The sequence below is a fragment of the Niallia sp. HCP3S3_B10 genome (assembly GCF_052064465.1).
GTDB lineage: Bacteria > Bacillota > Bacilli > Bacillales > Cytobacillaceae > Niallia > Niallia hominis.
Genome location: NZ_JBQHVO010000040.1, coordinates 29,328 through 50,444, shown reverse-complemented (window position 1 = coordinate 50,444; position 21,117 = coordinate 29,328). Strand labels below are relative to the sequence as shown.

23 protein-coding genes are annotated in these 21,117 nt (G+C 33.5%); 14 read left to right on the top strand and 9 right to left on the bottom strand.

The genetic code is table 11. The features are described 5' to 3' along the window. Positions 1-192 (bottom strand): IS66 family insertion sequence element accessory protein TnpA (gene tnpA / locus ACTNDN_RS16570; RefSeq protein WP_441131568.1); only part of this gene is annotated, 192 nt, incomplete at its 3' end. A gap of 176 nt (positions 193-368) precedes the next feature. Here tnpA and ACTNDN_RS16565 point away from each other — a divergent pair. From ACTNDN_RS16565 to ACTNDN_RS16555, 3 genes are all read left to right on the top strand, one after another. Then, positions 369-1,517: a murein hydrolase activator EnvC family protein gene (locus tag ACTNDN_RS16565; RefSeq protein WP_441131567.1), complete on the top strand. Its 1,149-nt coding sequence runs from the start codon at positions 369-371 to the stop codon at positions 1,515-1,517. Positions 1,518-1,595: 78 nt separating this feature from the next. Next, positions 1,596-3,602 carry a ferrous iron transport protein B gene (feoB, locus tag ACTNDN_RS16560; RefSeq protein ID WP_441131566.1) on the top strand — a complete coding sequence of 669 codons (2,007 nt, stop codon included), beginning with the start codon at positions 1,596-1,598 and terminating at the stop codon, positions 3,600-3,602. 19 nt (positions 3,603-3,621) lie between these two features. After that, positions 3,622-3,774 carry a FeoB-associated Cys-rich membrane protein gene (locus tag ACTNDN_RS16555; protein WP_441131565.1) on the top strand — a complete coding sequence of 51 codons (153 nt, stop codon included), beginning with the start codon at positions 3,622-3,624 and terminating at the stop codon, positions 3,772-3,774. Between the two features lie 103 nt (positions 3,775-3,877). On the opposite strand, the gene ACTNDN_RS16550 is transcribed toward ACTNDN_RS16555, so the two are convergent. Continuing rightward, on the bottom strand, positions 3,878-5,485 hold the full coding sequence (locus ACTNDN_RS16550; protein WP_441131564.1) for a multicopper oxidase family protein: 1,608 nt from the start codon (positions 5,483-5,485) through the stop codon (positions 3,878-3,880). A gap of 312 nt (positions 5,486-5,797) precedes the next feature. On the opposite strand from ACTNDN_RS16550, the gene ACTNDN_RS16545 reads away from it, so the two are divergent. Together ACTNDN_RS16545 and ACTNDN_RS16540 are read left to right on the top strand one after the other, a co-directional pair. Continuing rightward, positions 5,798-6,868 carry a YVTN family beta-propeller repeat protein gene (locus tag ACTNDN_RS16545; protein ID WP_441131563.1) on the top strand — a complete coding sequence of 357 codons (1,071 nt, stop codon included), beginning with the start codon at positions 5,798-5,800 and terminating at the stop codon, positions 6,866-6,868. An 89-nt stretch (positions 6,869-6,957) separates the two neighbouring features. Then, positions 6,958-7,176, top strand: coding sequence for a DUF2933 domain-containing protein (locus ACTNDN_RS16540; protein WP_441131562.1), 219 nt, complete (start codon positions 6,958-6,960; stop codon positions 7,174-7,176). Between the two features lie 37 nt (positions 7,177-7,213). Here the strand turns inward: ACTNDN_RS16540 and ACTNDN_RS16535 are convergent, their stop codons facing one another. Further along, positions 7,214-8,461 carry a hypothetical protein gene (locus ACTNDN_RS16535; RefSeq protein ID WP_441131561.1) on the bottom strand — a complete coding sequence of 416 codons (1,248 nt, stop codon included), beginning with the start codon at positions 8,459-8,461 and terminating at the stop codon, positions 7,214-7,216. A 978-nt stretch (positions 8,462-9,439) separates the two neighbouring features. Further along, positions 9,440-9,748, bottom strand: coding sequence for an AbrB/MazE/SpoVT family DNA-binding domain-containing protein (locus tag ACTNDN_RS16530; RefSeq protein ID WP_441131560.1), 309 nt, complete (start codon positions 9,746-9,748; stop codon positions 9,440-9,442). Between the two features lie 380 nt (positions 9,749-10,128). Between ACTNDN_RS16530 and merR the strand changes: the two genes are divergently transcribed. From merR to ACTNDN_RS16515, 3 genes are all read left to right on the top strand, one after another. Further along, positions 10,129-10,530, top strand: coding sequence for an Hg(II)-responsive transcriptional regulator (gene merR / locus ACTNDN_RS16525; protein ID WP_441131559.1), 402 nt, complete (start codon positions 10,129-10,131; stop codon positions 10,528-10,530). 18 nt (positions 10,531-10,548) lie between these two features. Continuing rightward, positions 10,549-10,749, top strand: a complete 201-nt coding sequence (locus tag ACTNDN_RS16520; RefSeq protein ID WP_441131558.1) for a hypothetical protein — start codon at positions 10,549-10,551, stop codon at positions 10,747-10,749. Between the two features lie 497 nt (positions 10,750-11,246). Beyond that, positions 11,247-11,981, top strand: a complete 735-nt coding sequence (locus tag ACTNDN_RS16515) for an urease accessory protein UreH domain-containing protein (RefSeq protein ID WP_031539461.1) — start codon at positions 11,247-11,249, stop codon at positions 11,979-11,981. Positions 11,982-12,210: 229 nt separating this feature from the next. Here the strand turns inward: ACTNDN_RS16515 and ACTNDN_RS16510 are convergent, their stop codons facing one another. After that, entirely contained in the window at positions 12,211-12,858 is a 648-nt protein-coding gene (locus tag ACTNDN_RS16510; protein ID WP_231512597.1) for a cupredoxin domain-containing protein, read from the bottom strand. An 821-nt stretch (positions 12,859-13,679) separates the two neighbouring features. Between ACTNDN_RS16510 and spoIIP the strand changes: the two genes are divergently transcribed. Both spoIIP and ACTNDN_RS16500 read left to right on the top strand, forming a co-directional pair. After that, on the top strand, positions 13,680-14,549 hold the full coding sequence (gene spoIIP / locus ACTNDN_RS16505) for a stage II sporulation protein P (RefSeq protein ID WP_269320391.1): 870 nt from the start codon (positions 13,680-13,682) through the stop codon (positions 14,547-14,549). Positions 14,550-14,573: 24 nt separating this feature from the next. Continuing rightward, on the top strand, positions 14,574-14,978 hold the full coding sequence (locus ACTNDN_RS16500) for a hypothetical protein (RefSeq protein ID WP_048717239.1): 405 nt from the start codon (positions 14,574-14,576) through the stop codon (positions 14,976-14,978). A 90-nt stretch (positions 14,979-15,068) separates the two neighbouring features. On the opposite strand, the gene ACTNDN_RS16495 is transcribed toward ACTNDN_RS16500, so the two are convergent. The 3 genes from ACTNDN_RS16495 to ACTNDN_RS16485 form a co-directional block, all read right to left on the bottom strand. After that, the gene (locus tag ACTNDN_RS16495) at positions 15,069-15,506 is read right to left on the bottom strand and encodes a hypothetical protein (RefSeq protein ID WP_031539466.1); all 438 of its coding nucleotides are present in this window, start codon (positions 15,504-15,506) and stop codon (positions 15,069-15,071) included. A gap of 110 nt (positions 15,507-15,616) precedes the next feature. Continuing rightward, complete coding sequence (gene cysK / locus ACTNDN_RS16490; RefSeq protein ID WP_031539467.1) at positions 15,617-16,561, bottom strand: cysteine synthase A; 945 nt, start codon at positions 16,559-16,561, stop codon at positions 15,617-15,619. A 23-nt stretch (positions 16,562-16,584) separates the two neighbouring features. Further along, on the bottom strand, positions 16,585-16,719 hold the full coding sequence (locus tag ACTNDN_RS16485; RefSeq protein WP_269320390.1) for a hypothetical protein: 135 nt from the start codon (positions 16,717-16,719) through the stop codon (positions 16,585-16,587). Between the two features lie 399 nt (positions 16,720-17,118). Between ACTNDN_RS16485 and ACTNDN_RS16480 the strand changes: the two genes are divergently transcribed. From ACTNDN_RS16480 to ACTNDN_RS16465, 4 genes are all read left to right on the top strand, one after another. Further along, positions 17,119-17,376, top strand: coding sequence for a hypothetical protein (locus tag ACTNDN_RS16480; protein ID WP_031539470.1), 258 nt, complete (start codon positions 17,119-17,121; stop codon positions 17,374-17,376). Then, entirely contained in the window at positions 17,377-17,952 is a 576-nt protein-coding gene (locus ACTNDN_RS16475; protein WP_031539473.1) for a LemA family protein, read from the top strand. It begins immediately after the preceding gene. Continuing rightward, positions 17,952-18,728 carry a TPM domain-containing protein gene (locus ACTNDN_RS16470; RefSeq protein ID WP_031539475.1) on the top strand — a complete coding sequence of 259 codons (777 nt, stop codon included), beginning with the start codon at positions 17,952-17,954 and terminating at the stop codon, positions 18,726-18,728. Before ACTNDN_RS16475 ends, ACTNDN_RS16470 begins: the two co-directional genes overlap by 1 nt. Before the next feature lie 159 nt (positions 18,729-18,887). Beyond that, entirely contained in the window at positions 18,888-19,163 is a 276-nt protein-coding gene (locus tag ACTNDN_RS16465; RefSeq protein WP_031539477.1) for a CC/Se motif family (seleno)protein, read from the top strand. A gap of 48 nt (positions 19,164-19,211) precedes the next feature. Here ACTNDN_RS16465 and ACTNDN_RS16460 read toward each other — a convergent pair whose 3' ends face one another. Continuing rightward, positions 19,212-21,023 carry a carbon starvation CstA family protein gene (locus tag ACTNDN_RS16460; protein ID WP_031539478.1) on the bottom strand — a complete coding sequence of 604 codons (1,812 nt, stop codon included), beginning with the start codon at positions 21,021-21,023 and terminating at the stop codon, positions 19,212-19,214. Positions 21,024-21,117 lie beyond the last annotated feature (94 nt).

Sequence of the window (21,117 nt, the reverse complement as noted above, 5' to 3'; positions counted from 1 at the left end):
ATCCATTTCTAATGTAATCCATTGTGAAGGGGTATTTGACGTGTCTTCGGTTGTTTTAAGCTTCTTCTTCCAATACCAGAATTGATGAATATTGACCTCGTTGGCTGCACACCAATTTGAAGCACTTAGTCCGCTTGTCATATAGTTAGCAATCCGTTTTTCCCATTCAACTCTAAGATCGGATCTCTTCATATAGCAAAACCTCCATTATGTGTAATCTCTAGGAGATTATCGCATATAAAAAAGCGTCAAACCATGTGGGTATAGTTTGACGCTTACTTTAGTAATACGATAGGATTAAATTCACTCTTGTTAATAGTAGAACTTTGTTTAATTATGAGTAGCGCAAAGAAAGGAAGAATACGAACGTGAAGAAAACTCTTGTTGCATTTTCATTAATCACTTCATTAGGGTTAGGCACTGTGTTAGGCGAGGTTTCTCCAGTAAAAGCAGCAGAATATACATCATCAGATGTAGAATCTGTTAATAATAAAATACAAGAATTACAAAAGAAATTGGAAACAGCTTCACTAGAGTTAGGAAAACTCAACTCTTCGATAAAAGAAACACAGACAGAAATAAATAATAAAAATCAACAAATTACCGAAACAAAGAGGAATATAGAAGGCCTTCAGGCAGAAATCGATGAGATATGGAAGCGAATAGAAGCAAGAAATGTAGTGCTAAAAGATCGTGCACGTTCATTGCAAGAATCCGGAGGAACCATTAGCTATTTAGAAGTTTTGCTTGGCGCTCAAAGTTTTGGTGACTTTATTAACAGAACAGAAGCAGTTTTAACCATTGTAGAAGCAGATCAAGACATCCTAAAGGAACATCAAAATGATAAGGAAAGAGTCGAGAAAGCTCAAGCAGAGCTAGAATCTGAACTATTATCAATAGAATCAATGCGTTCTGAATTGAAGAATAAAGAAGCAGATTTAATCACTAGTCAACAAGAACAAGAAACCAAAGAAAAGGCCATTCAAGATGAAGTGAAAGTTTTAGAAAAAGAAAGAAATGAAATGATGAATCAAATAAAAATAGCTAATGCCAATAAAACGAAAAAGGAAAGTACCCAAAATATTCAAAAACAATCTACTAGTTCATCTAATGATATAAAAGTGGAAGCCCCGCAAGGCAACGGAGATTTTATTTGGCCAACTATCGGTGGAGTCATTACCTCTTACCAAGGACCTCGTTGGGGGAGTTATCATAAAGGTATTGATATTGCAGCTCCTTCAGATTACTCTATCATTGCTTCAAAAGGTGGGACAGTTTACTATACAGGATGGTATTACAGTGCAGGTTTAACGGTTAAAATTAAACATGATAACGGTTATACCACAGAATACTCTCATTTAGATTCTATAGGTGTTGAAGTAGGGCAAATTGTAGCGCAAGGGCAAAAAGTAGGGATCATGGGTAATACAGGTGAATCAACTGGTACCCATCTTGACTTTAAAGTCTATCAAAATGGTAATTTATTAAATCCAATCGACGTTCTGCCTAAACGTTAAGGTTATTATCGATGATAAAAATTAATGTATTGTAATTCGTAGAAAGGGAGCTTTATAGACAGAAGTGGAGAGATAATAATGGAAATTGCGCTTCTTGGAAATCCGAATACAGGAAAGACATCTTTATTTAATAATTTAACAAGTTCATATGAATATGTAGGTAATTGGAGCGGTGTTACAGTAGAAAAAAAAGTAGGCTTATTGAAAAATAAAAGGGATAAACTTATTGATTTACCAGGTATTTATACATTAAGTCCACTTTCAAAGGATGAAGCTGTTGTCTCCCAATTTTTATTAGAAGACCATGTAGACAAGTTATTAAATATTCTGGATGCGTCTCAATTACATAGAAATTTGCATCTGACCATACAAATTTTAGAATATGGAAAGCCAGTTGATATCTGTTTGAATATGGTAGATGTTGCAAAACAAAGAGGTATATTAATTGATATAGAGAAATTATCCTCCCTTCTTGGAGTGAAAGTAACACCGGTTATTGCTAGATCAGGTAAGGGTTGTGAACAATTATCAGCCACATTATCGGTTAGCAAAGATAAATATTTTAACCGAAATTTAGTTGACTACGGCAAAGAAATTAAGGAAGCAATTGAAAAGATACAAGGGTTCCTTCATGAAAATAATAGCCTATCAACTAAATGGTTAACACTTCAATTATTGGAAGGTAACCAATACGTCAAGACATATTTAAAAGGTTATATGGAAGAAGAAGTACTAAATAATTTAATGGATGATATTGAGGTAAAAATAAAACAATCATACAAAGTTAAATCAGTTAGTCAATATATATACAGAAAACGCCAAGAATTTATAGATCACTTACTTAATAATTCTGTTACAAGAACTCATCAAAGTAACATTCCTTTAACAGATAAAATTGATCGAATTGTTACAAAACGAATATTGGGGATTCCTATCTTTTTATTCATGATGTATATCATGTTTATGTTAACCTTTGATTGGCTTGGAACCCCATTATCCGATTTATTGGATAGCCTTATTTCAGGTCCTGTTACAATAGGATTTGAAAGACTGTTATCTTTTTTTGGTGTTTCCGTATTTATTCGTGATTTAATCGTAGATGGAATTATTGCTGGTGTCGGTGGGGTATTAGTGTTTATTCCCCAAATGTTTATTCTGTTCTTTTTTATTGCTCTTTTGGAGGACTCCGGGTATATGGCAAGAGTGGCACTTGTTATGGACCGTATCATGGATAAAGTTGGTTTAAATGGAAAGGCATTTATCCCAATGATTATCGGATTTGGTTGTAATGTGCCAGGAATAATGGCAGCCAGAACGATTGAAACCCCAAAGGAAAGATTATTAACGACACTACTAACGCCTCTGATGTCCTGCTCTGCAAGACTTCCTATATATGCGTTATTTGTAGGTGCATTTTTTATCAAAAATAAAGCAATAGTTGTTTTATCATTATATGTACTTGGGATTGTACTCTCGTTAGTGTTAGCAAGAGTATTTTCAAAAACGATATTAAAAGGAGAAACATCTCTTTTTGTTATAGAATTACCGCCATATCGTCTACCCCAAGGGCAAGCATTATGGAAAAGTACGTGGGAAAAAGGAAAGGGATTTCTAAGAAAAGCAAGCACGTTTATTTTTGCCGGCTCTGTCCTTATATGGTTATTGTCTTATACAGGACCTGGCGGCTTAAATGTAGAGATGGATAAAAGCTTTTTATCAGTTATTGGTGGTGTGATCGCCCCTATTCTAGCTCCACTTGGGTTTGGTTCATGGCAGGCAGCTTCTTCCTTGTTAACTGGTTTTCTAGCAAAAGAAGCCATTATTTCAACCATGAATATCATTTACTTTGTACCAGATGAAGCGACGTTACAAGGTTTACTTGTTTCTCAATACACACCTCTAGCTGCATATAGCTTTATGGTCTTTATCTTGTTGTATATTCCTTGTTTAGCAACAACAGCAACCATTTATAAAGAAAGAGGTTCAAAAAAGTGGACCATTTTTTCTATTATATATTCACTTACTTTGGCCTATATAATTTCATTTCTAGTGTATCAAGGAGGAAGAATGTTTGGATTAGCATAAAGGAAAGAGGTGAAGTGGGATGATAGCAAGTATTGTAATTGGGATAGTTATTTTCGGTTATGCTGGATGGGCTTTCATTCGTCATGTCAAAAAATCAAAAGAAGGTAAGTGTTCTTCATGTAGAGAAGAAACTTCCAACACGAGTAGTTGTTGTAGTGGGAAAAATAATTAGTCTTATAAAGTGGATTATATAAAAAGCAGAAATAACTTTAATCATAAAAAGGGAAGTAGACACCGCAAAAACGGTTTCTACCTCTTTTTTTGAGAGACTATAGTTACTCAGGTTTATTATTGGCATTCGGATCAGGTGTAAAACTTGGTTGAAATCCTTCATATTTTATCATATCCACCATACCTGCTGTTGCATGGTGTAAATCATGACAGTGGAACAGCCAGTTTCCTGGATTGTCAGCTTCGAATGCGACAACATATTCATCACCGGGCTCTAAACTAATCGTATCTTTGAAAATAGGAGCCCCATCTAATGGATGACCATTTTTACTTAATACTTGGAAAAAGTGTCCATGTAAATGCATTGGGTGAATTACTCCAGTTGGAGAATTGTTGACTAATTTTACTTTAACTAAATCACCTTTATTTACATTAATACCATCGGTATTTGGGAACGTTTTACCATTAATTGTCCAGATATTATCTGTATTATTTCCGTTTAGATCCATTGTATATTCAACGTCATACTTTTGGTCAAGAGTAAATCCTCCATTTGTTGCATTCCCATAATTCGTATACGAGAATATAGGTAATTTTTCATCCTGATTAGATTTATCATTAGAATCGTTATTTCCTTCATATTGAATCATGGCTTTCATTCCTTTTGAACCTTCCATGTCACCGTGACATTCTAGATACCATTCGCCAGGATTATCTGCAGTAAACTCGATATCATAACGTTCCCCTGGAGCAATTGAGATTAACTGATCTTTGATTTCCTTTGGTTCGTTTAATTCCTGACCGTCAATGGCTACCACTTTAAAGGTATGACCATGCAGATGAATGTTATGAGGTAAATAACCAATATTGGCTAAGCGTATCCGAATTTTTTCTCCTTCTTTTACTTTCAACGGTTCAATCGCTTCTCCACTCTTCCCGTTCATCGTGTAAATGTCGTACATATTCATATTATGTCCCATCGAAGCATTACCACTTTGTTCTTGATCATTAGAACTTGAGCCATGATCCATACCACTCATATTGCTGTGATCCATTCCGTTCATGTTGCTATTGTCCATACCAGCCATATCGCCAGAAGACATATCAGATACGGCAGAACTGCTGATCCACTCATCTAACATTAGAGTGTAATCTCTATCATATGTTTTCTCTTTTGGTTCTACAATAAAAGAGCCGTAAAGTCCCTTATCTAATTGGTTTACTGCATCTTGGTGTGTATGGTACATGTAAGTTCCTGGAACGGAAGCAATAAATTCATAAGTAAAGGATTCACCCGGTTGAACTGCATTTTGGGTTACACCAGGTATTCCATCCATTTCATTCGGAAGGGGAATACCGTGCCAGTGTATGGAAGTAGGCTCTGGTAATTCATTTTTAAAATTAATTTTAACCTTTTCTCCTTCCTTGACACGAATTTGTGAACCGGGTACAGAACCGTTAAAAGTAAAAGCCTCCACAGTCACCTTACTGTTTAATTGGTGGATGGCTTTTTTTGCTACTATAGTAAATTCATTTCCTGTTAATATTTCAAAATTAGTTGTTTTTAGCCCATCCACTTTTGATTCAGTTGCATCTACTATTTCATTTTCTTTGTTTTTTTCCTCTTCCTTCTCATTTGAACTTTGTTTTGAGGTACAGGCAGCTAGAATAAGAATCAAAAATACTACTAAAAAAGTAAGTTTACGTTTCATTAAAAATATCCCCTTTGTTTTAATTTTACAAAAAATATTTGCAGAAATTGTGGATTTTGTTACAAAATAATAAAAATAAATGACAAATATCACTTTTTTAAAAAACAGTAAAGAAGTTTAATAAGCTTTTTAGAAATAATTTGGTTAGTTTAAGAAAAACTAAAATTATAATTCTTATATTTGCATTTTCCATGGATTTTCACAAATCTTTACGAAATGAGCTTATTTTTTTATTAGTGTGAAATAGTTCACACTAAAGATACAAGTATGGTTTTATTATGAGTTTAGATTTTTATAAGGAGGAAGAAGTTAGTGAAAAAATTTAAATTAGGTATAATTACTTTTTTAATCATATTGGGGCTAATTTTAACAGGATGTAGCACTGAGAAAAATAATGAATCTCAATCAACAAAGAATACAAGTAAAGAAAACGCCCCTACGTCTGAAAAAGCTGAGGATACTCAGTATTACTTTACTGCAAATGAGGGAGGGACTATTTCAAAAATAGATGCCTCTACTAATGAAGTATTAGTGGAAATAGAAGCTGATGGGTCTGTTCACAATGTTCAAGTTTCTCCTGATGGAAAAATACTCGGAGCGGTTGTTGTTCCCGCAATGAATCATGGAGGAGAACAAATGGAAATGCCAGGATTAGCAGTATTTTATGATACGGAAACAAATGAGCTTTTAAAATCAATAGAAGTTGGTAATCATCCCGCACATATTGTTTTCACAGAGGATGGGAAACTCGCTTTAGTAACTAATAATGAGGATAATAATGTATCTGTCATTGATATGAATAACTATAGTGTCATACAAACGATCAATACAGGAAAAGGACCACATGGATTTAGAATTTCAGCAGATAGCCAAAAGGCTTATATTGCCAATATGGGAGAAGATACAGTTAGTGTCTTAGATCTTAAAACAATGAAAGAAGATAAGAAAATAACAGTAGGATCAACTCCAGTTACAACAGGAATATTATCCGATGGTAAGACGCTTGTTGCAACCTTAAATGGAGAAAATATGCTTGCGATTGTGGATCTAGAAACGGAAGAAGTTCAAAAAATAGAGGTTGGAAATGGTCCAGCACAAGTTTATATTGATGCTAATAATCAATATGCATATGTGGCTAATCAAGGTACTGAAAATGCACCTTCTAATACAGTTTCTGTTGTTGATCTTGCTACGAAAACAGTATCAACAACAATTGAAACTGGTAAGGGTTCCCATGGGGTGGTAACAAGTCCTGATGCTAAGCGACTATATGTGACAAACATGTACGAAAATACGGTTTCGGTTATTGATACAAAACAAATGAAAGTGACTAATACAATAGAAGTCGGTAAAACACCAAACGGAATCAGTATAATGAAGTAAAGTAAAAAATAATTTGATTTTCTCATTTTCTCCATAAAATCTCCACTTTTTCTTAGTATGATAAAGAAATAATACGAAGGAGTGATTTTATGGAGTGGTTACCCTTTTTACTGTTGTTGGCTTGTCCATTGATGATGATTTTTTGTATGAAAGGTCACGGAAGTCATGGGGGTCATGGGAAAGGTCATAATCATGATGCACATTGTTCAAATGATTTGGAATCAAAAATGTCAAAACTTGAATTAGAAAATGAAAAGCTGCGAAAAGAAATCGACTCTCTTTCAGCTATGGTGAAAAAAGAATCATAAAACAAAGCCGTTACCAAGATAGGTAGCGGCTTTGTTTTTAGATGCTTATAGCTATTTTGTCCAAAACTGCTGAATTCGTACCAAACTTACACATAGCATCACAATCGCATCGAAGGTCGGAAAAAAGAATATAGGAAATACTGCACATTTGTTCATGTTGAAAGGAGGGTCTTAATAGTTGGGCTTTAATTTCTTTTTCACGTTTATTTGGAGCAACTAAATATAGTTTACAATTATGGTCCTGTATAGTTAGAGCTAAATCATAGAGTCTTAAAATCCCTGAATAGATGGATGTACTTTTTTCTACTTCAAAGGCACAAATAATAGAACCACTATCATTTAACCAGAGAACATCAATAAGTGAAATGGTATCCTGTACTTGGGCTGATACGTTTGGAAGTTCCAATTGGTGTAACGAAAATTCACCTAGTTTTTGATTATTCCATTCCCGTTTATGATCATTTCTAGCAATCCAAACCTGGTATCCAAGAGATTTTCCTAATCTAGCCAAATGGTATTGCATTTCCGAATGATCATTATTTTCGATTGCATCATTGATAACCTCTGAATGTCTTTTCTGATTTGTTTTTTCTCGTTTTTCTATTTGTTTTAAAACCATCTTATGATTTTCTTCGATAACTAACCTTCCAACACCAACTTCAAAAAAGAGTCCCCCAATAGCCCCTAAATCTTTTGAAAGTAAGACACTGTTTTGTTTATTATAATCTAGCATAATTTCTCGCATCCGAAGGTATTCTGTCCATGAACCGAGTTTTATCTTTTCATTAAAAAGAACGTTAAAACCGTTTACAATTGCAGTGTTAAACGGAGGAAATACAGTAGGGTGTAAGAAATATAATATATTCGCTACTGCAGGACCCAGTCCTTTGATATTCTTTTCATTAAGTTTTAGCACTTCTTCTAATAAGGTTCTCTCATTAGTATTTTGTAGACAGCTTTTAAGGAAACGGGCAAATATTTGTTTATTATTTTCATTCTCATAGATATCAGGAATACGAAGTTTCGGTTTCCAATAAAACGCATGTGCTGCTCCTGTGAAAATCTGCTTTTGTTCTGCAATTGCTGTTACTACTACTTCTAATGAAGTACCTTTATAATCATTACCAAATTGATTACGTTCAATCTCTTCAATCACTTGTTTAATACCATTACGTATGGTCCGGAAAGCTTTTAATCGTTCATCATTATTAATAAACCAAGTTTGATAGACAGACTCTGCATCCGAACGATAGGATGCAATCAACTTTTGAATATAATTTTGCATAGTATTATTCTCCTTGGGAAATATGCATCAACCTATATTTTACCCCCAAAACGTGCACTTTTTATGCAGATTTATCCAAAAAAAAAGACGTCCAATAGACATCTTCAAAAAAGATAGAATAAATTAATCCCGGAGAAGTCATTAATTATTCTATAATAGATTGTAACAATTATATAATAGGGGAAATATTTGCAGAAAGTAAGGATTTTTTATTGCAACTTTTTTACAAGTTTAATAAGGTACTAAAAATGTTTAACTAAAAAAACGAACATGGGAATTACTATTTATTTATATTTATTTCTGATTATGCCCCAACAGATATAACGGTCTGCTGTATTGCACAGTGGGAATCGATGCTTTTCCTAATTTTGTAGTTTTTTCTCCTGGGAAATACATTAATCCCAATTTACACACAAATTTCACTCTGTTTATAGGGGTATAGTAAAAAAGACGTCTATAAGACGTCTTCGTAAAGATAGAATAAATTAATCGCGGAGAGGCCATTAATTATTCTGTAGCAGGATAAGATTATAATAAGGGATACATTTGCAGAAAATAAGGATTTTTTATTGCAACTATTTTACAGTTTAATATGGTACGAAAAATGTTTAACAAACAAACGTTGAAATTTCTATTATTTATATTTACTTCTGATTATGCCTGAAAAGATATATCGATCAACCTGTATTGCAAAGTTGGAATCGATGCCTTTCATTCTCTTGGGAAATACATTAATTCCAATCTTATACCCAAGTTTTACTCTTTTTATAAAGATATATTAAAAAGACGTCTATGAGACGTCTTCGTAAAGATAGAACAATTAATCGCGGATAGGCCATTAATTATTCTTGTAGTAGGATAAGATTATAATAAGGGATACATTTGCAGAAAATAAGGATTTTATATTGCAACTATTTTACAAGTTTAATATGGTATAAAAAATATAAAACATTCAAATGTTGGAATTTTTTTGGTTTTTTATTGTACGTCTTTTAATAAATTTTGTTTCACTATATTTATGATTATTTTATTATGTTTATTATTTATATTTATTTCTAATAATGTCCCAACGGAAATACCAAGCAGCCTGCGTAACTCAGCTGGAATGGAAATTTTTCCTTTATGGAATATACATTTGTTTAATGTATGATCTGTATGATGTTTAACAATAACAATATGATCTTGCTCTTGGTATAAATATAGCGAGTCCCCATCCTGAATTCCAATGTGCTTCTGAGCTTTATTCGGAATGGTGACTTGGCCAGATTTTAAGAGTTTATTATACATAATCTATATCTCCATCCTTTTATAATCCTATTAGTTATTATCATAAAATATATAATAAGATAACTACTAATTAATAGTTATCAGTAAATTTATCATACATAGAAAATATGAAAAAGTTATGCAGAATATATAAAATATAAAGGATTTTATTATAATAAAGTCCTTGTGTATTTAAAAGTTGAATATTTCATACAAATATAACCATCATCACGGAAAAATTGAACCAGTTTCACTCAAAGAGAGACTGTCCATCGATTTGGTACATTGATGATTCAGTAATCTTTCCTAACGACCATAGAATTGAACAAATTAAATTTCAAAGTTACCCTTTACCCTGTACTATGATACAGGGTTTATAATTTATATGAGGTGAATTAGCTATGTATCGAATTAGTGAGCTTGCAGTAAAGAGTTGTGTCAATAAAGAAACAATAAGATATTACGAAAAAGTTGGGTTACTTAAAGAGCCTCCTCGAACGAATACTGGTTATAGGATGTTTTCAGAAGAAAGCGTCATTCGTATAAAATTTATCAAAAGGATGCAAGATTTGGGATTCACTTTAACCGAAATTTGTAAATTGCTCGGAGTCGTAGATAAAGACGGTGAACGATGTAATGATATGTATAACTTTGTTGTTAATAAAGTTGAAGAAGTACAGAGGAAAATTAGGGATTTAAAAAAGATTGAACAAATCCTTTTTAATCTTAAAGAAAGTTGCCCTGATGAAAAATCTATGTACGACTGTCCAATTATTGAAACTTTAATGATTGAAGAGAAATAATATAACTGGAGGTATAATATGGTTATACAATCTAATATGTCTCCTAAAGCAATAGTTGAAGCATGGGAGATAACAGCACCTATTTTTGCGGAATTTAATGTACCATTAACTAATAATACATTAGAAAGTATTGTCGAATCTGAGATTCTTCCTAATCTTCTTAATAAATTAAATGCTGCTGTCGGAAGTTCAACGGCTACTTGTGTAGAAGGTGGCTGACAAATGCCATCCAAAAGGGAGTAGGTTACTCCTTTTAATAAAATTACAGCGAAATCAATAATCCATATTCGGACGCGATTGTTGAAATCTATTAAAGCCATAACATACAAGTTACAACTATCTGACACTGTATATTATGGCGTATTTTTTATATAAAAATAGTATCTTGTTTTAAAAGGATTACTGAATAAACCCAAAATAAACTAAATTTTCTATTTAACATTTTTTTATCCTTACTCCTCGATTTTGGCTCCCTTTTTCAGTGACAAGTGCTCGGATTTCCGTTAGAGTGGTTCAATCTAGACGAAATTCCCAAAAGTGGTAATTTAAATGAATTTGTTTAAACCTTCAGAAAAATTTCAGTTACTCATAATTTCTGCAAAAATAAATAGTAAACTAGCATTTAATGATTGATTTTTGGATAATAGGAATTTAAATCATTAATATATCTAACGAACAAAAGGGTCATTGGAATTTTAGGGATAGGGGGATAAAAAATGTATGAGTTCTTTAGTCAAATCAGTTATGTACTTAGCCAACCATTCTATAATTTGATAAGCAGTACGGAAGGGATTCCGATTTTATTTGCCTTAGTTTTAGGACTTGTTGGAGCCTTAACACCTTGTCAATTCACAGGAAACTTAGGAGCTATTACGTTATATGGAAATAAATCTATACAGAAACGAATGGCTTGGAGTGAAATTCTTTTTTTTATACTTGGAAAAGTTGTAGTCTTTACCACTCTTGGGATAATCATATGGGTGTTAGGAAATGAAGTAAAATCTATTCTTGCTCTCTATTTTCCGTGGTTTAGAAAAATAGTTGGACCGATATTAATACTAATTGGCCTTTTTATGCTTGGCATTATTAAATTCTATAAATCTATTACCTTAGGAAGTATCCCAGAAAGATTAATGAAAAGTGGAAAAATAGGCGCCTTTTTAATGGGAGTTAGTTTTACACTTGGGTTCTGTCCAACCATGTTTGTATTGTTTTTTATTACCTTAATGCCAATGTCCTTATCTGTTTCTTACGGGATTGTTCTTCCAGGCGTTTTTGCCTTGGGTACTTCTTTACCTTTAATACTTGCTGCATTTTTTATTTGGTATTTTGAATTAAGTGGAAAATTAATGAAGAAAGGAAGAAAAATAGGATTAATAGTTCAAAGGTTTGCGGGAGTGATAATGTTGGTTTTGGGTATTTTTGATACGATAACTTATTGGGGTTCCTAATGAAGAAACGATGAAGTCTATGGGAAAATCGATTTATCGGTTCATCCCATAGACTTGAATAGAAAGGGAATCATTTATTTTTCGGAAAACCTTTTGCTTGTTCTTAAGTGATTCATTCAAGTAATAACTGCCTATAGAAGTTTATTTATAAGGATGCTACCAATTTAACAAATTAAAAGTAAATACTGAACACAAAACACTAATTTTGTTATTATGCTACTGTTATACCCTATGATATTATCAAAAGCCCCACCATGCCATTTTCCTTATGACCGGGAAGAGTACAGTAAAATTCATAAGTTCCTTGTTCTAGAGGGGTAAAGGTTAATTTTGTTTGTTTTTTGGCAGGTGCATGCAAATGAAGGTTAGTATTATTGTTCATATGGTTCCGATGGTTTATTGATTCCTTTCCAGAAAATAAAATATCCTTAATTTCAATATCATGCTCGATATTATCTTCATTTTTAAGGATAAGTGATACCTTTTCCCCTTTCTTTAGGGTCACTTCTGATGGGTTATATGAAAACTGGGAGGGTAATACCTTAATAGTCCATTCAAGTGATGTATTTTCCTTTTTTACCAAATCACTTTTATTGTTTAAATGGTGAATTTGTTGTTGAGATGAATTAGATTTAGATAACATTTGTTTATCTAATTGACTTCCAATAAGTAAGTAAGATGATAAGAAAAACAAGATAAAAAGTGGTTTGAAAATCCATTTTTTGGTTTGGATTTTTTCTCCTTTATTAGAGGAACCTGATAAAATAGGAAATAAAAACAGACTACTAACAGTAAGGGCCAGAAGTAGGTTTACCATAATAATTGATTGATCATAGGTAATCATCTCCCCAAGCATGGCTCCCATCATACCACCCATTAGTCCACCCATAGAACCTTCAAGTGAAGGAAGGATTCCAAATATCCCCCCTAAAGCAGCTCCTACAAAAATGCCTATTAAAACAGAGTAAAGTGTGGAATGAAAAAGGTTCCCTTGAAATAGTGATCCGAAAAAGACCCCAACGGTTAATCCTATACTCGTACCAATTGCCATAGAGAGTATCATACTTGACATCCCTCTTAATCTACTTCTAAAGAAAAGAGACATTGCTATAGCTGTTATGAAAATAAGGCAAAGAGTTAACATGACAAAGTAATGAAAGAAATTCAATTATTTCGCCTCCTTTTTACATGCTATATAATATGTTTATTTGTGATTGGACATGCCAATAAGTTGGGAAAGAAAGGAATCAGGTACACTTTAAAATTGCTCACCCTTATCGATGTTTACAACTTTATTTTCTGAATGAAGGATGTACTCTATTAAAATAATAGGATTTTACTAGTCTTTCTGTTCTTTTCTTTTCATAAAATAGAAGACATTCAAATTTAAGAGGTGTAATAATATGAGAGAAAAGAGTAAGGAAGATTACCTTTTTTATTCAACTTCATTCGATCGTTATGATTCTATTTATATCAATATTTGGTATAGTGTTCACTGTAAACTTTTTGGATTTTAAGCACAAATTCACTTCAACTTTCATTCATTCTACAAGTGAAGGAATTTCTTCTGATTTTTTTCTCTCATTGATGGCGGGTGAAATTGGACAACTTAAGGCTATGACAGATAAAGAGAATAGCTGGCAAATTTCTATCCCAAAAATTCTATTTACTACAATGACGAATATATGACCAGACGATATTCAAACGTTTTTAGGTCGAGAACTACCTGGATTTTCCTCTTATCATACAGAAATAGCAGTGGCAGGAAATGGAACCAATTTAACTAATATACCTGTTGAGTCTGCTCCTCCACTAGAGGTATTATTAAAGGAAATCGAAGAATCAGAGAAAAAACCAGTTTCTGAGCCAAATCCAAATAATAAACAAGAATTTCCCACTACGCCAGGGGAAAATGGAGTATTTGTATATCATTCACATAGTTGGGAAGCGTTTATACCCTTCTTAAGTGGTGTTAATAACCCAGATGAAGCTGTTAGTATTAATGAAGATAAAAATATTATTGCAGTTGGTAAGAGGCTTCAAGAGGAATTAATAAAAAGGGGGATAGGTACAAGTCAAAGTAAAGCAAATGTAACGGAGGAGCTAAAGAAAAAGAATTGGAATTATAATCATTCTTACGATCTTTCAAGAGGTTTAGTACAAGAAGCCTTAGCAACCGAAAAATCGATAAACTATTTAATAGATATTCATAGAGATTCACAGCCTAAAGAGATTACTACTACAATGATAAATGGAAAGCCATTTGCTAGATTGTTTTTTGTGGTAGGAAAAGAAAATAAAAATTATGAAGAAAATTTACATCTTGCAAAAGAATTACATCAAAAATTAGAAGAAAAATACCCTGGAATAAGTAGAGGAGTATTTGTAAAAGGAAAGGATGAGGGAAATGGTGTATATAATCAGGACCTTACTAATAAATCTATGTTACTAGAATTTGGTGGTGTCGAAAATAACATGGAAGAACTCAATCGTTCTATTGAAGCCTTTGCTGAAGTATTTGGTGAATATTATTGGAAAGCAGAAGAGGTTAGCGGGAATCCAGCATAGAATATAATTATGTAGGGAATAAATATGAAATTTATGAACAATTATAGTTTAAGTGAGTTGATAAATGTGTGTATTTCAAATAATTTTATGGAACAACAAGCTTATAAAATGAGTAAAGAGATCCAAAATAATTCATTTTACAAAGTGGTAAGAGCAGAAGATTCAGAAGGAAACGATTTAAAACTGCGATTACATGATGAACAATGGAATGGAAAAGATTTTATTACAAAAATCATTCTGGAAGATAAAAAAGGGAATTATTATTCTGTTAAACCTGATTATAATGGATTAAGGTTTGCAAAAGGAGAAATTAATTATAAAGAGTATTACAAAACAATGAGAAAAGAGAACTTCAAGGGATACGGTTATTTCTTTGTTAGTATCGTTTTCATTACACTGATGTTCTCGTTAATAAGGTTTTTAACCTAAAACATAATTTTAGAATGAAGTTTCATTTTATAAAGGAAAGGGCTGTATCACTAAAGCATTACGCCAAATTTGATACAGCCCTTCTTGAAATTAATTATGATGACCTTCGTGCTCCTCTTGTTGATCCTGTAGTGGTTCTTCTTTAGGTTGTTGTTGTTGATCCTGTTGTTGGACTGGGTCTGGTTGATTTAAACTTGTAATGGTATCAGGTATTGCTGTTATGACAAGAATGATTGAAATTATAGATGAGATCAGATAAACCCACGCTGCAGGGCGGTCTTTTGACCATTTCTTCTTTGCAACTCGTAGAAACCATATAGACAAAGCCAATGAGATAACCAAAAACACTAGTCTAATGGATGGTGGCATTGCCAATAAACTTGTACCTAACGTAGTTAGGCCTAACGCTATCAGTAGAGTATGAATCCAATGATGAGAGGAAGCTATAATGGCAAATAATACAGAACCAACTGCTTTTAGGAAGGTTCTTTCTTTTTTAGGATTCGAATGATTTTTATCTTCAGTCATGTGGCAGCCTCCATTAATTTTTAAAATATAATGTATGGATAGTAAAAGAAGAGGTCGACTCTTAATACTTCCCCTTAGGTGAGTCTAACCTCTTCTTTTTCATATTGTAACTAGTCTTGGAACAAAGCGGTTGATAGGTATCTTTCACCTGTATCAGGGAGAATCACTACTATTGTTTTACCTTTATTTTCAGAACGGGCTGCTACTTGATAAGCTGCAGCAATGGCAGCACCAGATGAGATCCCGACCAAAATACCCTCTTCTTTTGCTACACGTCTGGATGCTTCAAAAGCGTCCTCATTAGAGATTTTTATAATTTCATCATAAATCTCTGTATTTAAGACATTAGGAATAAAACCAGCTCCAATTCCTTGAATTTTATGTGCTCCTGAGTTTCCGCCAGATAAAACAGGGGAAGATTCGGGCTCAACCACAATAGAAAGGAGAGATGGCTTACGTTTCTTTAGAACCTCTGAAATTCCGGTAATGGTTCCTCCAGTACCAACACCACTAATTACAATATCAACATCTCCTTCTGTATCATTCCAAATTTCAACTGCTGTTGTTTTTCGATGAATCTCAGGATTTGCAGGGTTATTAAATTGTTGAGGAATAAAGGAATTTTGAATATCTTCTGCTAGTTTATTAGCTTTTTCAATCGCTCCTTTCATGCCTTTTGCACCTTCCGTTAGCACAAGTTCTGCCCCAAATGCTTTTAATAATTTACGGCGTTCTATGCTCATTGTTTCCGGCATAACAAGAATACAGCGATAGCCTTTTACAGCAGAGATATAAGCTAGAGCAATTCCGGTATTTCCACTAGTTGGTTCAATAATAACCGTATCTTTATTAATTAGCCCTTCTTCTTCTGCTGCTTCGATCATGGCCAAACCAATGCGATCTTTCACACTTCCTAAAGGATTAAAATATTCCAATTTTGCCAAAACTTCTGTCCCTGTTTCATTACTAATTCTATTAAGTTGAACAAGAGGGGTATTACCTATTAATTCTGTGATATTATTAACTACTTTTGGACGATTAAGTTTTATTGACATATTTTCAAACCTCTCCTTATTTTTTAATCAATGAAATAAATGAGCCCTCCAATTACAACAAAACCAATTATCCAGGGCCAAATCGATGCCATTAAAGAATCCTTTTTTGAATGTTTATCATTACTAGAATGATTATGACCACCACCACAACAACTCATAAAAATCTCTCCTTTCCATTAATTAAATAAAACTTTTATCACAGTAATAAGAATAAATAATAAATATGGAGAAAATATGAAGTATCAATGGAGAAATAATAGATTCACAATTTGTTCACATTCCTAAGGGATTTTAATTAAATAAGATATTTTCCTTTTTAAAATAAAAAGTCTAAAGTTCATTGGAGCAATCAAAATTTATCGGGTGATAATTGGATAATATAGATACGAAATAAATTAGTATTGTTATTAAGAAATATTAATTTGCACTTTTTATTCAAAAAAGCATAGCATTTTTTCGATTCTTAAGAAATTCTCATATCTAATTAATCTTGAGTTCAGATTTCCTATATAAAATGAGATAAAAGATCTATATCAAAAATGAGAGGAGACGATCATTTGCTTCTTATTAGGCATAAGTTTGAAAAAGGACAATGGAAATATTCAAATAAACTAGATTTATGGTTAACTAGAGGGGAAAATTTAGATGAGGTAGGCTATCCATATGGTTTGCACTATCAACTTAAATATAGTACTCATGAATGCAATGATCATCAATATGGTTATCATAGATGTCAATTTATATTTCCATTATGTGCAGACCTAGATAATCCCACTGAAATAAAAAAACCAATTGATAGAAAGGAGTCTGTATAAGTGAAAAAAAGTTTCTTGGTATTCGGAATAATAGCAACGGTAATACTAATTTTAGGTGCTTTGATTGTACCTAACTATAATAGTTTTATTGATTTGGAGGAAAATGTAGATCAATCGTATGCTCAAATTGAAAATCAGTTACAAAGGAGACTTGACTTAATCCCAAACCTTGTTAATACGGTTCAAGGATATGCCGCACATGAAGAAGACGTACTAACAGAAATATCAAATGCCCGCGCTAGGTTAGCAGATGCCAATTCCCCAAAAGAAGAAGCAACAGCTAATAATGAATTATCTGGTGCTTTAAGTAGATTACTAGTTGTAGTGGAAAATTATCCCGATTTAAAAGCGGATCAGCAATTTTCTCAATTAATGGATGAATTATCTGGTACAGAAAATAGAATTTCTGTTGCTCGAAAGGATTATAACGAACGTGTTGCAGAATATAACAAAAAAGTAAAAAGCTTTCCTGGGGTGATTGTGGCGAATGTAATAGGTTTTGAAGAAAAGGAATATTTTGAAGCTGACCCTAGTGCACAACAAGCACCAAAGTTTGACTTTGAAGGCAAAGAATAATGAGGAGTAAACGGATCTTCAGTATTTTGATGCTATTATTCACCATTTTTCTTTTTGCTGGGAAATCATTTGCTGAGATGCCCCAAATTCCAGATCCTATTGGAGATATATATGTACAAGATTTTGCAGGTGTTTTAACTGAGCAAGAAAAAATAGAGGTAGGAAGGATTGGAAGTAATGTTGAGGAAAAAACAACCGCACAAATTTCTGTCCTAACCGTAGAATCAATTGGTGATCAATCGATTGAGGAATTTGCAAATGAGGTATTCCGTCAATACAAAATTGGCAATGAAGAAGAGGATAATGGAATATTAATGGTTATTGGGATGAATCCATCATCAGGTAGTGATGAAAGACCATTAAGAATTGAAGTTGGTTACGGTTTAGAGGGTAGACTACCAGATGGGAAAGTTGGTAGGATTCTTGATGAAATTACAATCCCATACTTACAAAAGAATGAGATAAATCGTGCTATAATTGAAACATATAAGGTGCTAGCAAGTGAGGTATTGGCTGAATACGTTATTGAAGGAGAAAAACAACAAGTCGAGCAGCCAACTCAAGAGCTTAGAGAAGATGAGGGGATTGGGATTCCCTCATGGTTATTGATCATTATTGTTGTGGTAGTATTGTATTTAGATTTTAAGTTTTTTGGAGGAGTCCTTACTCATATTCTTCTTTCTATCCTCTCACGAGGAGGAAGAGGCGGAGGGGATGGTCCTAGAGGTGGTGGCGGCGGTTCCTCAGGCGGTGGCGGTGCAAGCAGGGGATGGTAAAAGTCGTTTGTACCCAATAATTCTTTTATTTCTAATGAAACTTTCTATACCAATTTTTAGTCTATCAAATTTCAATCTTAAAATAGTTCATTTTTAAATTCGTATACTAAATTAATATATATAATATGGATTGCCAGGTAGAAAAGGAGGGATTGGTGAATGCATGTGGAAATAGACGAAGAATCAAAAAAGTGGATTGAATCTAAAGGAAATCAACTAACAGTAAAAATGTTAGAAGTCGATGCTTGCTGTGCACCATGTGTTCAAGAATTAGTTGCAATTCCAGGGGAACCTAAAACGTTTGAACAATATAAACTATTAAAAATAGGAAATCTTACAATCTATATACAAAATTTCTTATACAGTAAAGAAAAACTCACATTAAAAATATCAGGTGTAAGCTTTTTAAAATCTATTTCTGCAAAGATTCAATAGGATAAAAAAAACAGCACCCAAATCACTTGTGTGAATGGGTGCTGTTTTTTATGCTACTTCTGCTTCTGATTGTTTTACTAATTCCACCTGTGGAATTTTCCATAATGCAATCCACTTCTTGATAGCTGCAACCAATATTATTATACCAAGGATCAACATAACTATTGAAAGTATTCCATTTATTACGTTATATCCAGCACTTTCAGTATTCAAGTAGACATTCGTCACCATCCAATATCCACCAACCATAACAGTTACAAATAGGTATGCAAGAGGGATTAAGCATGTAAGCATGTACCATCGCTTGTTGGCTATTTTAAGAATCACTGTTGCACCAATAATTAAACCAATCGAAGCCATTAATTGGTTGGAAACTCCGAAAAGTGCCCAAACAGAACTTATGTCTCCGGAGAAAAGTAGATAACCCCAGAAGAAGGAGGCAAGAGCACTAGCAATAAGATTTGCTACTAATGAGTCCGTCTTTTTTAACGGTTTAATAAAGTTTCCAAAAAAGTCTTGTATCAAGTAACGGGCAACCCGTGTCCCAGCATCAATAGCTGTTAAGATAAAGACAGCCTCAAATAATATGATGAACTGGTAAAAATAAGAAGCGATTTTTTCAAAAGCTGGAAATTCTGTGAAGATATATGTCATTCCTGCAGCTAACGTTACTGCACCGCCCGTTCTCCCATTAAGGTCCTGTTGAACTTGTCCTTCTAAAGTATCTAATTCGACGGTTTGCATTCCCAGTGTTTCATATGCCTCTGGTGTTGAATTGATAGCAAAGTAATCTCCTGGCTGCATGGAGATAGCTGCTATTAAAGCCATGACACCTACTACACACTCAACAAGCATAGCCCCAAATGCAACAGGTTTAATATCCTTCCAACGATTAATCATCTTTGGTGTAGTACCTGAACCAATAAATGCATGGAAACCCGAAATTGCTCCACAAGCAATGGTAATAGAAATGAACGGCCAAACTGGACCGGCAACAATTGGACCTCCACCATTAATAAATTCTGTTAATGCCGGAAATTGAACAGTTGGATTTACAATAAAAACCCCAATTATCAATGCACCAAACACACCAATTTTCATAAAAGTACTTAAATAATCCCGTGGTGCCAGTAATAACCAGACAGGTAAAACTGCGGCAAAAAATGCATAGGTTGGAAGTGCTATTGCTAGAGTGCTTTTTTCAAGTGTTAAAAAATCACCAAGCCATGTACCTTGCAGGTAAGGCCCAATAGCGACAGCAACCATTATAAGAAGAAAACCGACAGTAGATGCAAGTTTTAAGTTTCCTGTCTTTTTATAATATAAACCAACACCCATTGCGATTGGAATCGTCATACCTACAGCAAAGGTTCCCCATGGGTTTCTTTCTAGTGCGCCCAAGACTACTAATGATAGACCTGCCATCGTAATAATAATGATAAATAACATTGCTAAACCAGCACAAAACCCTGCGACAGGACCAAGTTCATCCTTGGCTACTTCTGATAAAGATTTTCCATCTCTTCGCATAGATGCAAAAAGTACGACTAAGTCATGAACAGCACCACCGATTACCGCCCCTACTAATAGCCATATTAAGCCTGGTAAATAACCGAACTGTGCTGCTAAAATTGGACCAACTAATGGACCTGCAGCAGCGATTGCCGCAAAATGGTGTCCAAACGCAACCCATTTATTCGTTGGAACATAGTTTTGACCGTCTTCCATTCTATGAGCTGGAGTCGGTTTTGTTTCATCTTCGGTAACTTTTAAAACTTTAGCAGTCATAAAAGTACCATATAATCGATAAGCAATGGCCAAGATACAGAGAGCACCTATTACAATTGTAATCGCATTCATTTCATCATTCTCCTTTATTATTTGGCTTAATTTCATTTTACAAATGAAAACGGGGATATTTCATTTTTCAAACTAAATTACACAAATAACAGGA

Bases quoted from the DNA above. Each gene is read 5' to 3' on its own strand.
- ACTNDN_RS16520 (WP_441131558.1), top strand. From the start codon at position 10,549: ATGGTTATACAATCTAATATGTCTCCTAAAGCAATAGTTGAAGCATGG.
- ACTNDN_RS16465 (WP_031539477.1), top strand. From the start codon at position 18,888: ATGCATGTGGAAATAGACGAAGAATCAAAAAAGTGGATTGAATCTAAA.
- ACTNDN_RS16460 (WP_031539478.1), bottom strand. From the start codon at position 21,023: ATGAATGCGATTACAATTGTAATAGGTGCTCTCTGTATCTTGGCCATT.
- ACTNDN_RS16510 (WP_231512597.1), bottom strand. From the start codon at position 12,858: ATGGGTGGTATGATGGGAGCCATGCTTGGGGAGATGATTACCTATGAT.
- ACTNDN_RS16555 (WP_441131565.1), top strand. From the start codon at position 3,622: ATGATAGCAAGTATTGTAATTGGGATAGTTATTTTCGGTTATGCTGGA.
- ACTNDN_RS16540 (WP_441131562.1), top strand. From the start codon at position 6,958: ATGGAGTGGTTACCCTTTTTACTGTTGTTGGCTTGTCCATTGATGATG.
- feoB (WP_441131566.1), top strand. From the start codon at position 1,596: ATGGAAATTGCGCTTCTTGGAAATCCGAATACAGGAAAGACATCTTTA.
- ACTNDN_RS16550 (WP_441131564.1), bottom strand. From the start codon at position 5,485: ATGAAACGTAAACTTACTTTTTTAGTAGTATTTTTGATTCTTATTCTA.
- merR (WP_441131559.1), top strand. From the start codon at position 10,129: ATGTATCGAATTAGTGAGCTTGCAGTAAAGAGTTGTGTCAATAAAGAA.
- cysK (WP_031539467.1), bottom strand. From the start codon at position 16,561: ATGTCAATAAAACTTAATCGTCCAAAAGTAGTTAATAATATCACAGAA.
- ACTNDN_RS16500 (WP_048717239.1), top strand. From the start codon at position 14,574: ATGAAATTTATGAACAATTATAGTTTAAGTGAGTTGATAAATGTGTGT.
- ACTNDN_RS16485 (WP_269320390.1), bottom strand. From the start codon at position 16,719: ATGAGTTGTTGTGGTGGTGGTCATAATCATTCTAGTAATGATAAACAT.
- ACTNDN_RS16530 (WP_441131560.1), bottom strand. From the start codon at position 9,748: ATGTATAATAAACTCTTAAAATCTGGCCAAGTCACCATTCCGAATAAA.
- ACTNDN_RS16495 (WP_031539466.1), bottom strand. From the start codon at position 15,506: ATGACTGAAGATAAAAATCATTCGAATCCTAAAAAAGAAAGAACCTTC.
- ACTNDN_RS16515 (WP_031539461.1), top strand. From the start codon at position 11,247: ATGTATGAGTTCTTTAGTCAAATCAGTTATGTACTTAGCCAACCATTC.
- ACTNDN_RS16470 (WP_031539475.1), top strand. From the start codon at position 17,952: ATGAGGAGTAAACGGATCTTCAGTATTTTGATGCTATTATTCACCATT.
- ACTNDN_RS16535 (WP_441131561.1), bottom strand. From the start codon at position 8,461: ATGCAAAATTATATTCAAAAGTTGATTGCATCCTATCGTTCGGATGCA.